12 protein-coding genes are annotated in these 13,522 nt (G+C 43.3%); 4 read left to right on the forward strand and 8 right to left on the reverse strand.

Annotation, left to right across the window (positions count from 1 at the left end; all coding sequences use genetic code 11):
* Positions 1 to 30: 30 nt before the first annotated feature.
* Genes ACEN2L_RS03130 through nudF form a run of 4 tightly spaced genes read right to left on the reverse strand, consistent with a single transcriptional unit; the run spans position 31 to position 2,463 of the window.
* The gene (locus ACEN2L_RS03130; protein ID WP_441741662.1) at positions 31 to 609 is read right to left on the reverse strand and encodes a YqiA/YcfP family alpha/beta fold hydrolase; all 579 of its coding nucleotides are present in this window, start codon (positions 607 to 609) and stop codon (positions 31 to 33) included.
* Positions 610 to 1,368 (reverse strand): metallophosphoesterase, encoded by a 759-nt coding sequence (locus tag ACEN2L_RS03135; protein ID WP_441741663.1) that lies wholly within the window; start codon positions 1,366 to 1,368, stop codon positions 610 to 612.
* Between the two features lie 27 nt (positions 1,369 to 1,395).
* Positions 1,396 to 1,839 (reverse strand): DUF1249 domain-containing protein, encoded by a 444-nt coding sequence (locus tag ACEN2L_RS03140; RefSeq protein ID WP_306023138.1) that lies wholly within the window; start codon positions 1,837 to 1,839, stop codon positions 1,396 to 1,398.
* A complete protein-coding gene (nudF, locus tag ACEN2L_RS03145) occupies positions 1,840 to 2,463 on the reverse strand; it encodes an ADP-ribose diphosphatase (protein ID WP_306023139.1) in 624 nt (207 codons plus the stop codon).
* 241 nt (positions 2,464 to 2,704) lie between these two features.
* On the opposite strand from nudF, the gene tolC reads away from it, so the two are divergent.
* Positions 2,705 to 4,024 (forward strand): outer membrane channel protein TolC, encoded by a 1,320-nt coding sequence (gene tolC, locus ACEN2L_RS03150; RefSeq protein WP_441741664.1) that lies wholly within the window; start codon positions 2,705 to 2,707, stop codon positions 4,022 to 4,024.
* Between the two features lie 56 nt (positions 4,025 to 4,080).
* A complete protein-coding gene (locus ACEN2L_RS03155) occupies positions 4,081 to 5,277 on the forward strand; it encodes a hydroxymethylglutaryl-CoA reductase (RefSeq protein ID WP_441741665.1) in 1,197 nt (398 codons plus the stop codon).
* Here the strand turns inward: ACEN2L_RS03155 and ACEN2L_RS03160 are convergent.
* Positions 5,260 to 5,688 (reverse strand): acyl-CoA thioesterase, encoded by a 429-nt coding sequence (locus tag ACEN2L_RS03160; protein ID WP_441741666.1) that lies wholly within the window; start codon positions 5,686 to 5,688, stop codon positions 5,260 to 5,262. The genes ACEN2L_RS03155 and ACEN2L_RS03160 overlap by 18 nt on opposite strands.
* A 30-nt stretch (positions 5,689 to 5,718) precedes the next feature.
* Positions 5,719 to 6,870, reverse strand: a complete 1,152-nt coding sequence (locus ACEN2L_RS03165; RefSeq protein WP_441741667.1) for an iron-containing alcohol dehydrogenase — start codon at positions 6,868 to 6,870, stop codon at positions 5,719 to 5,721.
* A gap of 186 nt (positions 6,871 to 7,056) precedes the next feature.
* Here ACEN2L_RS03165 and ACEN2L_RS03170 point away from each other — a divergent pair, with 186 nt between their 5' ends.
* Positions 7,057 to 7,866: an ion transporter gene (locus tag ACEN2L_RS03170; protein WP_306023144.1), complete on the forward strand. Its 810-nt coding sequence runs from the start codon at positions 7,057 to 7,059 to the stop codon at positions 7,864 to 7,866.
* A gap of 55 nt (positions 7,867 to 7,921) precedes the next feature.
* On the opposite strand, the gene prsT is transcribed toward ACEN2L_RS03170, so the two are convergent.
* On the reverse strand, positions 7,922 to 10,687 hold the full coding sequence (gene prsT, locus ACEN2L_RS03175; protein WP_441741668.1) for an XrtA/PEP-CTERM system TPR-repeat protein PrsT: 2,766 nt from the start codon (positions 10,685 to 10,687) through the stop codon (positions 7,922 to 7,924).
* 404 nt (positions 10,688 to 11,091) lie between these two features.
* Between prsT and ACEN2L_RS03180 the strand changes: the two genes are divergently transcribed.
* Entirely contained in the window at positions 11,092 to 12,861 is a 1,770-nt protein-coding gene (locus ACEN2L_RS03180; RefSeq protein ID WP_306023146.1) for a DEAD/DEAH box helicase, read from the forward strand.
* A gap of 158 nt (positions 12,862 to 13,019) precedes the next feature.
* Here ACEN2L_RS03180 and ACEN2L_RS03185 read toward each other — a convergent pair whose 3' ends face one another.
* Positions 13,020 to 13,367 (reverse strand): RidA family protein, encoded by a 348-nt coding sequence (locus tag ACEN2L_RS03185; protein ID WP_441741669.1) that lies wholly within the window; start codon positions 13,365 to 13,367, stop codon positions 13,020 to 13,022.
* Positions 13,368 to 13,522 lie beyond the last annotated feature (155 nt).

Raw genomic sequence — 13,522 nt, forward strand, 5'->3', positions numbered from 1 at the left:
GCTATAGTGTCATGTTATACCAAGCTTCATTTAGTCTTGCAGTAGAAACCTAAAAATATCTGGTAAGAATCGTTCAAAATGTTGAAAACTGTGATCGCCTCCTTCTTCCACTGTCATTTTTGCGCCTTGGTATTTATCCACGGCTTGGCGATAATCAAGGATTTCATCACCTGTTTGCAACAACACCCAAATATTTTGCGGATGACTGACCTGCTGAACATCTAGCTGAATAAGCTGGTGTATATGGGCCGCTTGGAGGGTAAAACTTTCCCGGGTATAAGGGTTTATATGGGCACCTAAGTAGTCAGCCAATAGTTCAAAAGGCCGAACGGCCGGGTTGACTATTACCGCTTTACCACCGTATTTTTGCAGCATATAAGTCGCCAAAAAACCGCCCAAAGAGCTACCGATAAAAAGACATGTTTTTCCGGGATGGCTTTGTACTAAGCGCTCAATACCCTCTATGGCTGCTTGCGGATAGTTAGCCAGCTTTGGAATTTCAATCGGTAACTGCGGGTAATGCGCTTTTACAAACGCGAGGGTTTGTTGCGCCTTTTGCGATTGGGGTGAACTTAAAAAGCCGTGCAAATAAATAACCACCTTTTCCATTTACGAATATTCCACTCTCTTAATGTCAGTCGTAAACTGACCAGTTAGGTCTAAATTGAGTACCCGATAGGCAGGCGCTTGTTGACTGATACCGAACTCTGCTTGCAGCGCCCATTGCCAACATGTGCTAGGGCAAGCTAAATAATGACACTGGCCAATTTGTTGCTGCAGCTCTGCATGAATATGCCCATAAATCATGGCTTTCACTGAATCATATTGGCCAATGACCTCAAGCAGTTTATGGCTATTTTGCCAACCATGATTATCCATCCAAGAATGACACACTAAAGGATGATGATGAGCAGCTATCAGTTGAGAGTAATCACGAGATTGCTTCAGTGATTGGGCTAAATCGACGAGGTCTGACTCAGCTAAAAAGCCGCCCGTGCCGCTGGTTTTTGTATTAAGTAAATGAAGTTGCCAATTTTGAATGGTCAAAGGGGCAGCAATCGAATAATGCGACCATAAATTAACCGAGCTAAATTGCTGCTGTAACACGCTAAGATCATCGTGGTTTCCTGGCAAAATCAGCCATTGACTTTGGATCCCACGTTGTTTTATCAGCTGCTCAAAGTGGCGATAGCTTTCTAAGCTACCATCACCACTCAAATCGCCTGTAACAAGTAGCAAGTCAATAGATTGTAGGGCAATATCATCTAAGACTTTAGCTAAACTATGGTAAGGAGCGATCTGTCCGTAACTTGTCTTGCTAGCGTCAGCAAACAGATGACAATCAGAAATTTGCGCTATACGGATCACGACTTTATTCTTTGCTGCACAATAAAACTAGACGCTAGTGGAGTGCAGCTGGTCGCTGTGTTTCAAACAAAACACTAACCACTCACCCAAAAACAAATTCACCATTTCTTTTTCATTTCGTTGATACATTTTGTTATTCGGGTATTCGTAACTCGGTTGCAAAGCACCGATATGTTGCGAACTCAATACTTCGGCCATTTGAGCGTCATGATAAAGCCTAACGACGACAATTGGCTTAAGAAAATCTGGGCCATCCATGCTTTTTTGTGACATCTCGATCGTACTGGTGTAGCGGCTACTATCGATTATTTTAAGTTGATAACTCAGGCTACCATTGACCTTGAAGTGATATTCCAAAGACTCAGTATCACAATCGGGCAGTAAAGATAGTAAACGCGCATAGTTGTTGTCACACACTTTGTGCATGTCAGCTAGCTTAGGTACATAACGCGTTTTATTCGGACTATTCATTTAAAACTTGTTCCACTCCTCTAATAGCTTAACTTTGTTTAGACAAAACCATTGTAGAGCAATTAAGGTAGCGGCGTTTTCAACCACACCTTGCTCTATCCAATCAATAGCTTGTTGTTCAGCAACGCGGTGCACCAAAATATCTTCGCTCTCATATTCTAGACCGTGCACCCCATGTGCTTTGCTGGCATCAACTTTGGCAATAAAGACATCTAGTCGTTCAGTCGTGCCGCCAGGGCTGGCTAAGTAACTAAGGGCTTTTCGTAAATGTGAAATCTCAACCCCGGCTTCTTCGAATGCTTCTCTTTTACAAACATTTTCCGGTGTTTCGCCTTCATCAATAATGCCTGCAACAATTTCAATTAACCAAGGGGTTTTAGAGGTTGCCATCGCGCCAATGCGAATTTGCTCTATCATAACGAATTCGGCTAAATCTGGATCATATAATAGTACGGCAACTGCATGGCCGCGCTCGAAAATTTCCCTTTCAACAACCTTGCTCCATCCCCCTTGGAAAAGCCGATACTTAAAAGCATATTTTACCATCTTGAAAAAGCCGCTATACAAAGGCTTTGACTCAATCAGTTGGACATCTTTCGTTGAAAATTGCTGTATTTTGGACAAAACACCTTTCCTTTGCAGCGCTGGTCGTTAAATACACGTATGCTATCACACATTCGTATTGATGCATTTAGACTGCTACTGGTCTTGAAGCAAAATATTCTGTTACACTTGAGGGCTAAGTGTTACCACTAAGCGTTTTGGCTTGCCGCTTGATTTGCTTAGACTTTGTACAACATTAAACGCATATAGATCAGTCATCTGTTCGGCTAACATCGGTTCAGGAACTACCAAAGGAAAAATAATGAAGAAAACACTTTTGTCGCTACTGATAGGTATAGGCATGGCGTCCTCTGCTTATGCAGACTCACTGAGCGAAGTCTATCAGCAAGCATTGCAAAACGACCCGGCAACCTTGCAATCAAAAGCGCAAAAAGAAGCAGCCTTTATAGACATAGATAAAAGTCGTGCGGGTTTGTTACCCCAAATTTCTCTTTCATTGTCTGCCAACGAAACCTTTGGCGATACTGAACGCTCAACTAACTCTGCGACGGTCAATTTAAGCCAAAGCATATATGACCGTTCTGTTTGGGTTGCCTTTGACCGAGCTGAATTAGTTGCTAGTCGTGCCGACACCATCTATGCCAATGCGATGCAAGATTTAATAGTCAGAACCGTCACGGGCTATTTCAATACATTACAAGCGCAAGACGATTTAGAATTTGCCCAAGCTGAAAAACGTGCCATCGAACGCCAACTTGAGCAAACTAAACAACGATTCGAAGTGGGCTTAACCGCTATTACTGATGTGCATGAAGCGCAAGCTCAATATGATACCTCGGTCGCTGCTGAAATCAGTGCACAAAACAACGTTGAAATCAGCCTTGAGGCTTTACGTGAAATTACCGGTAATTATTACAACAGCCTAAATGTACTAAATACCACCAGTTTTTCTGCCACCATGCCTAATCCGTCTGACATTAACAATTGGTTGAAATTAGCAGAAGAACGTAATCTACAACTGTTAGCCGCCAATACTGCGGTTGATATCGCTAAATTCGATATCAAAAGCGCGCGTTCAGGTCACTATCCGACTGTCAGTTTAAACGCCAGTGCATCTTCATCTGATAACGGTAATACCGCCATCGTAACAGATAACGGTATATCAACATCTGATGACCGAGTGAACAATTATGGAATTGGTTTAAGTGTGTCAGTACCACTTTATACTGGCGGTCGCGTAACAGCCAACGTTGACTCTGCTAAATACAGCTTTATCGCTAATAGCGAAGAGCGCGAGCGCATACACCGCAGCGTGATCCGTAACGTACGTTCAAACTACAATGACGTAAAAGCGGCTATTTCACGGATCAAAGCCTTTGAACAAGCAGTAATCTCAGCTGAAAGCGCCTTAAAAGCCACTGAAGCCGGTTTTGACGTGGGCACGCGTACTATTGTTGATGTGCTTAACAGTACCCGTAACCTGTTTGATGCCCGTCGTAATTTATCTCGAGTGAGATACGGTTATGTCACCAGTATGATGAATTTGAAACTGGCTGCAGGCACATTGAGTGCAGAAGATGTGAATGACATCGACCAAGGATTGATTACCGCAAAACAATAAGATTTACTTTGTTTGATAGGCAGCTTAGGCTGCCTTTTTACATTTAAGGTCAGAGTATGAACAATAATAATCAAGCCACTAAGAGCCCTTCAGTACCTCGCGACAAACAAAATGACTATTCAGAAAACATGGCCGCAACTCGCCGTGAATTTATTAAAAAGCAAACAGGTGTTGAACTACAGCATCTCGCCCACTATTCAGTAGCACCAACGGCAACCGCTGGCAATATTGAAAACTTTATCGGTGTCGCCCAAGTACCTATTGGCCTAGCAGGTCCAGTGCGCATTAATGGTGAACATGCCCAAGGTGACTTTTACGTACCTATGGCCACCACGGAAGGAACACTGATCGCCAGCTATAATCGTGGCATGCGCTTACTTACTGCAGCCGGTGGCGTTAAAGTCACTGTGGTTGATGACGCAATGCAACGCGCACCGGTGTTTATTTTTACTGATGCTCGCCAAGCGCTGCAATTTGGCGAATGGGTGCGCGAGCATTTCACTGAAATAAAACAACAAGCTGAAACTACAACGAGCGTCGGGAAATTACGTGACATTGAACAATATGCAGCAGCTCGTATGCGTTACTTACGCTTTAACTTTACCACAGGTGATGCAGCTGGGCAGAATATGGTGGGTAAAGCCTGTTTTGCCGCCTGTGAGTGGATCCAGGCTCATTACCCTCACCCCGGTTTAGTCCGATACAACTTATCAGGAGCAATGGACACCGACAAAAAACATTCACAGCTCAACACCTTACACACACGTGGTAAGCGCGTTATTGCTGAAGTGTGTATTAACGGTGAACTGCTCAAACAATCACTCGGTGTGAGTGCTGAATTGATGTTTAAAATGCGCCAAGTCTCTCAGGTGGGTAGCGTAATGGCGGGCGCGATCAACACCGGAGCCCACTCCCCTAACGCCATAGCCGCTATTTTTATCGCTTGCGGGCAAGATGCAGCAAATGTTGCCGAATCATCATCAGCCTTGTTATTTGCTGATGTTGATGAACAAGGTAATTACTACCTATCCGTGACCATACCGTCGCTTATTGTTGCCACATATGGCGGTGGCACAGGCCTAGCGACTCAGAAAGAATGTTTAGAAATGATGGATTGTTACGGTTCTGGAAAGGTCTACAAACTTGCAGAAATCATTGGTGCTACCGTGCTAGCCGGTGAGCTATCACTTAGCGCCGCCGTATTAGCTGGAGATTGGGTTACCAGTCATGATGCACTAGGGCGCAACCGTTAGTTCGGTCAGGCCCTGTTTTACGTGGGTGGGTATAGATACTGGCAAACGAGTATGATTGTCGACGTAAACATGCACAAATTTACCCAATGCCGCTAAGGTATGTGAACCTTGCACAAACACGCCAAGTTGATACGTTACTGAACGATTACCGAGGCGCTCGACCGCTACACCAATATCTAAAATTTGTGGAAAAGCCACTGAGCTAAAAAAACGACATTGCGTTTCTGCAACAACAGCGATTACATCGTCTTTTAAGGGATCTAACCAAGCACGGTCAATTAATAAGCGATTAACCACTGTGTCAAAATAAGCGTAATACACCACATTATTCACATGGCCATACATGTCGTTGTCGCCCCAGCGGGTTGATAGACGTTCAAAGTGGCGAAAATCATCTCTGGTCTTACTCATAATTCGTTCTTCCTATGTAGCCTTAGGAACTTACCAAGCCGCTTGGTATAGGGCTAATGCATCGTCGTAATAGATTGGTTTGGGGTTATTTTGTAACAAACGGGTTTGTTTCATTGCTTCACTGGCTAATAACTCAAGATCATCTTGCTTAATACCATAATCGCGCAAACGTTTATTCAAGCCTAGGTCGTAACTAAGTTTTTGCATAAAAACTATAAACGCCTCGGCTTGTTGACGAGAATCAGTGGGTAAATCGCTGATTAATAAACGCCCAAGTTGTGCATACTCTGCCTCCGCCACCTCTATATTAAAAACCAATACGTGAGGTAACATTAAAGCATTGGTTAAGCCATGGGCTAGATGAAATATACCGCCCAATGGATATGCTAATGCATGCACACCCGCTACAGGTGCGTTCGCAAAAGCTTGGCCCGCTAACATGGCGCCCAACAGGGTATTTTGACGATGTTCAAGATTATGAATATCGGTATAGGCCAAAGGTAAGGAATGGCTCAATAACCGAAGGGCTTGTTGTGCCAAATTATCAGACAAGGGATTTTTCTTGATTTTACTGGTGAAGGCTTCTATGGCATGCACCATGGCATCAACCCCCGTTTCAGCAGTAATGTGGGCTGGCATACCAGCCAAAAGCGAGGCATCTAACAATACCAAGTCAGCGTAAAGTACAGATGACACTACACCGGATTTAGTAGTCTCGCCGGTTGTAACCACTGAAATAGGCGTAACCTCAGAGCCAGTGCCTGCGGTAGTCGGTATTTGCACTAAAGGTTTTCGTGTTGATTTTACTTGCTCAACACCGTACATCTCAGCCAAGGGCTGTTCGTTTTGCGCCAATACTGCCGCCAACTTAGCGGTATCCATCGAACTGCCGCCGCCAAAACCGATAATTACATCCGCATTTTGAGCGTGTTCAGCCGCGCGCAAAATCAGTGAGTCAGAAGGATCTGGCACGACCCCATCAAACACCTTAGCCTGAATAGCATTGGCTGACAAAGAGGCCAATAAAGGAGTAAGTTTACCCAATTTGACTAAGCCACTATCAGTAATAATTAGGACTTTTTTAGCCGCAAATTTTTGTTGCAACATCGCACCTAACTCATGAGAGCATGCTGCCCCACAACGGATATCGTTAACGGTTTGAAAAACAAAAGACACTGACATACAAAACACCTAGCCTAAGGTTAAAGCGACGCTCTTCACTATAACTTAGGCCCTAACATTGCCAAATATATCAGCCATCATAATTAATGATGGATAGTCATATAGAATCATTGACAGTCCTTGGCAAATCTCTACTCTATCGTCGACTCTTCCCTGAATCAGTTATTATTTAGAGCGTAAACCATCATGAAAGCCAGTAAGTTACAAAACCAATTTATCGCTATTCGCAGCAACAAGCTGTTTGAGATATTTGTGGTTTCTGTCATTATTTTTTCAGCCCTGTTAGTGGGTGCAAAAACCTACGAAATGTCATCGACCATGATGCACATCACCCAATTTTTGGATTGGTTTATCAGTGCTTTTTTTCTCACTGAGATCACCATTCGCTTTTTAGCTGAGCATCGTAAACGAGACTTTTTTAAGAGCTTTTGGAATATTTTCGATACCTTGATTGTGCTGATCAGCATGATACCCGCCGAAGATACAGACCTTGCGCTAGTGGCCCGTTTGGTCAGAGTTTTTAGGGTGCTGCGGATGATTTCTATCATTCCCGAATTGCGTATCTTGCTGGTATCGCTGATTAAAGCAATGCCGCAGTTGGGTTATGTGATGTTGTTGATGTTTATCATTTTTTACATCTACGCCGCGGTTGGCAGCACCTTGTTTGAAAATATCAATCCTACCTTGTGGGGCGACATTACGATTTCCTTGCTGACCTTGTTTCGGGTAATGACCTTTGAAGATTGGACAGATGTTATGTACGAGACCATGGAAGTCTATCCGCTGAGTTGGCTCTTTTATCTAACCTTTATATTCTTCACCGCTTTTGCATTTTTGAATATGGTTATCGGTATCGTAGTGAATGTTATGGAGCAGGAAAACGCAAAGGCGAGAGCCGAAGCCAGCCAAGAAGAAGGTGAGCCAAGTTTGAAACAAATATCGCAACAGATTGCTGATTTGCAAAAGCAACTCGAACGAGTTAGTCCGAGTAAATAAAGAAAAGCCCTGCCATCATCGTTGTAATGACGCCAGGGCTGGCTACTTTACTAATTTAATATTTCGCTTTTAACTCACTTACTCGTTTCAACGATATTTCTTCCTTAAATTCTCTTTGGCCTAACTTACGTTTGGCTAGCACGTCTTGCTTGGCTAAAAACAGTGCATCAACGTAGTTGAGGTAAATCTCTTCACTCACGTTTTTATCACTTACCGCTCGCTCGTAATATTTCAGGGCTTCCTCATAATTTTTTTCAGCGACCAATACTTGCGCAAGAGTATCAAGGGTGGCAGGGTTAGCAGGCATAAGTTCAACCGCTTTTACGGCGTATTCTTTTGCTTTTTGTAGCTTGCCTTGCTGAAGATTTAAATACGCTAAATTATTAAACGCGACATAGTTTTTTGGATTAGCTTGGATGGCCAATTCATAAGAACGCATCGCACTTTCGGTATCGTCACCTATTTGACGTTCTGCCAGTAGCATTCTAGATGCCATATCACTTGGACGATTATCAATGTGCTGTTGTAAAAACTGTAATCCCTTATCAGCTTGTTTTAATTGTTCATAAATAAACGTCACCATCACCACATTACGATAACTAGGATTCGCTTGGTAGGCCGCTAGTGCGTTAGGCAAGGCATCTTCAGGTTTTTTGTCTTCCAGTTGCAAACGAGCTAAAAACCCTTTTGCAATAGGCATTGCTAAGGTGGCCGCCGGTAATTTTTCGTAGGCATCTTTACCCGCTTTGATATCGGAACTCATTAATAAAAAGTGAGTAAGCAAGATCTGCATTTGCACATCATCACGTTTTTGCAAAAAGCTCCGTGCCATTTCGGCGCCTTCAGTAAACTTATTCTCACTGTCAAGCAACAACAGGCGCCCGATAGTTGCCTCTTTGTCATTAGGGTATATTTTAAGCCAAGCGTCATAGTGTTTTTCTGCTTCGCTGCGCATATTGTTGGCGATTAAACTTTGCCCTTTCAACGTCCAGTACGTTTTAGGCAGCTTACTAGTATCAGTGAACCCATTAAGCACTTTTAGGCTGTCATCGTACTTTTGCTCTGCAACATAGACACGAGCAAGCAATAGTCGTGCATCAATGTCTTGCGGTTTTTTGGCTACTAGCTCTTTAATTTTTTGTAAGCCTTGCTCACTTTGGCCGTTTTTGCTTAAAAACAAATAATTGGCTGCTAAAGCAGGTAAGTAATCTGGTGCACGTTTCAACAATGCGTCTAATTTTTCCGTTGCGGCTTCTAACCTATTTTGCACAAGATCAAGGTTAATCAGCGCCATCGGTGCTTCAAACGCTTTACTATCAATAGCTGCGGCTTCTTCATACTCTTTTTGTGCAAGCGTATATTCTTGCCGTTTAATATGAATTTGCCCTTTGATGAGATAAGGTTTGATTTCTTTTGGTGAACTGGCTTTCCACTTTGCAGCAAGCTCTAGCGCTTTATCGTACTGGCCGGTGGCAACATAGGCAGTGGCTAAGGTTGTTTGTGCACTGACCAATTCAGGTGATTTTTCTACGGCTTCTTCGAGATTAACAATGCCATCAAGGTTATTGAGTGATAACTGCAATAAACCCAAACGGGTGAAATCTTCCGCGGTGTCGCTCAGTTCAATGGATTTTTCAACTAGGCCGCGCGCATCTTTTTCATAGCCTTCTCTGATCAGTTGATAACTGGCTTTAGACAGCAAGGGCGCATCTTCCTTGCTTAAATCATCAATACGCTCTAATACTTCCCCTGCTTCATTGGTTAAACCAATTTGCAGTTGACTCGCAGCCAGCATTCTTAAGGCTGGGTGATTATCAGGTAAGCTACTTACAATGAAAGATAGATGGCGATTTGCACTGGCATAATCAGCGATCTTATATGCAGAGTAACCTGCAATAAGGCGTAAACTGGGGTCAACTGAGCCGTTTAAAATGCCAGTCTCGGCAAATTTTAGCGCGGTTGCAAAGTCTTGTTGTGAGGCTTTAATGGCTGACTTAAGTTGATTTAACAAGGCGTTTTGGTCGTTAACAGCAAGCAGGCTGTCAACATACGATTCGGCTTCATCCATACGCCCTAAATCAACCAACAACTTAGCCAATACAAACTTTATTTGTAAATCGTCTGGATATAAACCCACATACTCTTTGAACACATCCGCCGCTTCTTGGGGTTTATTCAAAGCTAATTCAACTTGCGCGAGTAACTTTAGGATTTCAGGATCTAAGGGTGACTGTGTTTTGAGCGCCTGCAATGCTTCTAAAGCAGTATCAAAGTCTTTATCCATAATATGAACATAGGCCGCGGTTAGCCCTTTATACACCGAGCTAGTATCAAGGCTGGCAAGATCTTCGATGAGTAAACGAGCGTCATCTTCTTTACCCAATTTAACTAATGACAGCACTTTAAAATAACCGATCTCAGCACGCTCTACGGAGGTAAGGCCGGCTTGCTGCTCGTCCACTTTGCTCAGCGCAGCATAGGCTCCGGTTTTTTCATAAGCCTTGGTCAATAGAGGTAAAACTTTAGAGGGTTCATAGCCATATTCAAAGGCGCGATTGAGCTCTTTTTCTGCACTCTCGTATTGTTTGCTGTCTAAGTACACTTTACCGAGTGCAAAGCGCGCTTCACTTGACTTAGGGTCGGCTTGAACCGCATTTTTAAGCGCTACAATGGCCGCAGTATTATTGTTTTCGCTGATAAATTGTTGGGCTTCCGCGATATGTTCTTCCGCGGTTTTTGGGCCACAGCCAAGTAACAACGATACACTCAAGCTAATTAAGCTAAATTTTAGCATCTTAGGTAAGGATAAATGGGTATTCATATTCTCAATCCATAAGCTTCAAAAGTTAGTGACAAAGATACTAGAGTTAGCCGGCAATTAAAGCCTTTTCTCGTAAAATGAGTGGGAATTTAGAGCCGCAGTACAACACGTCGAAAAAGCCCAAGTAAAGTTGATTGATTTTTGACCTAGCCACTAAAACCAGCTGTATGTTAAATAAGCACTTAGATTGCATGACAATTTTGCAACATAATTGACATTAAAATGTAATTTACCGTTTAAACACACACTTTTTTTCAAAAAAACAGCAATTAAACAACGCATTACATGGAGTAAATTTTGGTTATCGAATATAATCCAGCCTTTGAAACCGAGCCGGCTTCGCCTAAAAAAATTGTTATACCGATTCAAATTATGCTGTGCCTGCTAGTACCCTGGGACTCTCGATGACCACCACATCTGAACTAACGTTTAAAGATTTAAATTTACCTGAAGAAATACTCAAAGCCTTAGAAAAAGTAGGCTATGAAAAACCTTCGCCCATTCAAGCTGAGGCAATTCCATTAATCCTACAAGGCCATGACTTACTAGGCACAGCACAAACTGGAACCGGAAAAACTGCAGCATTCGCTCTACCTATGTTGGCTAACATTGATCCTGATGCTGACTTCACGCAATTATTAGTGTTAGCTCCAACCCGTGAGTTAGCTATCCAAGTTGCTGAAGCATTTCAGGTTTATGCCAGCTTCAGTCGTAAAATCCGTGTATTACCGGTTTACGGCGGTTCGTCTTATGAAAACCAAATTCGCCAGTTAAAACGTGGCGTACAAGTTGTTGTTGGTACACCTGGTCGCGTTATTGACCACATCAACAAAGGCACGCTAAAACTCGATCAACTTAAGTTTTTAGTCTTAGACGAAGCCGATGAAATGTTACGTATGGGCTTTATTGATGACGTCGAATGGATTTTGAGTCATGCTCCTAAAGAACGCCAAACAGCGTTGTTTTCCGCCACCATGCCTGATGCAATCCGTAAGATCACTCAACGTTATTTGAAAGATCCTAAGCACGTTAAAATTGCCTCTAACGTAACCACTGCTGCGCAAATTACGCAACGTTATTGCCAAGTAGCAGGGCATCACAAATTAGAAGCCTTAACTCGCATCCTAGAAGTTGAAGATTTCGACGGCGTCATCATCTTTGTACGCACGAAAACGGCCACGTTGGAATTATCTGAAAAACTTTCGGCACGTGGTTACGATGTTGAACCACTTAACGGTGATATTCCGCAGAACGCCCGTGAACGTACTGTAGAGCGCTTGAAAAAAGGCAACATCGACATACTAGTTGCTACCGACGTTGTTGCGCGAGGTCTTGATGTTGAGCGTGTAAGTCACGTTATCAACTACGATATTCCTTATGACACAGAGTCTTATGTACACCGTATCGGCCGTACCGGCCGTGCTGGTCGCCAAGGTGATGCAATATTATTCATTTCTCATCGTGAAAAACGCATGTTGTTCTCGATTGAAAAGGCCACTAATCAGTCAATCGAACCTATGGCCATTCCCTCTATTTCACAGTTAAATGAAACTCGCCTTACTCGTTTCAAAACCAGTGTTATGGAAGCCATGAATGATGCCAGCATCGAAACCATGATCCCTATTGTTGAATCGATCATGAAAGAAGCGGATGCTTCACCTGAAGTGGTGATGGCTGCTTTAGCTAAGATTGCGCAAGGCGACGAGCCATTGATTCTGAAAGAATCTGACCGTCCTAACCTTGAAGAGCGCGCTCCTCGTGGTGAACGTGGTTCCCGTGACGGTGGTCGTGATTTTGGCGACAGACCTTCTCGCGGTGACCGCCCTGCACGTGGTGATCGTGGTGACAGACCTGATCGTCCTAAGCGTGAACGTAAATCTAGCCCTCCTAGCGAAGGCATGAAACGCTACCGCATTGAAGTGGGTCATACCCATGGTGCTAAGCCTGGTAATATCGTTGGCGCGATTGCGAACGAAGCAAATATCAGCAGCAAAAATATTGGCGCTATCGAAATTTATGATAATTTCAGCACCGTTGACTTACCTAATAATATGCCTAAAGCCACCCAAGACGTGTTGCAAAAAACCCGTGTTGCAGGCCGTGCTTTAGGTATGCGTGAATGGTCGGATACACCGCCCAAGGCACGTGCAAAACCGAGCTTTAACAAAGAGTAACTTACTCTGAGTCGTAAAAAAGGAGCCTAATGGCTCCTTTTTTTGATCTTAACAAGCCAGGGAATAGTCAATGCACAATTTAAAAAGGTCAGTAGACAATGCCCTGAGAGGCCTTTATTTTTACCCTATGGCTTTCAATTTCGTGCCTAAAGTCGCTCCTACACTACTGCGGCAATGAAGGCGATTTCGACCAAGTAGTTGGGATCCGCTAATTCTGCTTTGACACAAGCACGACTCGGAGCACAGCCCTGTGGTAACCACGCCTCCCACTCTTCATTTAATATAGCGAAGTTAGCAAAATCAGTAACATAAATAGTCACCGCTACAATTCTCGATTTATCACTATTAACGGTCGCTAAACTATCATCAGCCTGAGCTAATACTTGCCTGATCTGCGAGCGCATATCGGCAGTTTCATCTTCGGCCACTTCAACAAAGTAGGCAGTGCCGTTAATTACCGTGGCATCTGACCAGCGAGGGCCAGAGTTTATACGTTTAATTTCCATGTTTAATTTCCAATTAGTCAGCGTCAATCTCAATAACGTAAGTCTAGGTTTATTCACCGCTAATGGCTCGTTTTTTCTTAGTTTTATGCACATACAAATACTTAGCAGCCAAGTATAAAGTATTGTTTAGACACAATAATTTAAGCTACAGATTG

The organism is Flavobacterium sp. W21_SRS_FM6, from assembly GCF_052119645.1.
In the GTDB taxonomy this organism is placed as follows: Bacteria; Pseudomonadota; Gammaproteobacteria; order Enterobacterales; family Alteromonadaceae; genus Paraglaciecola.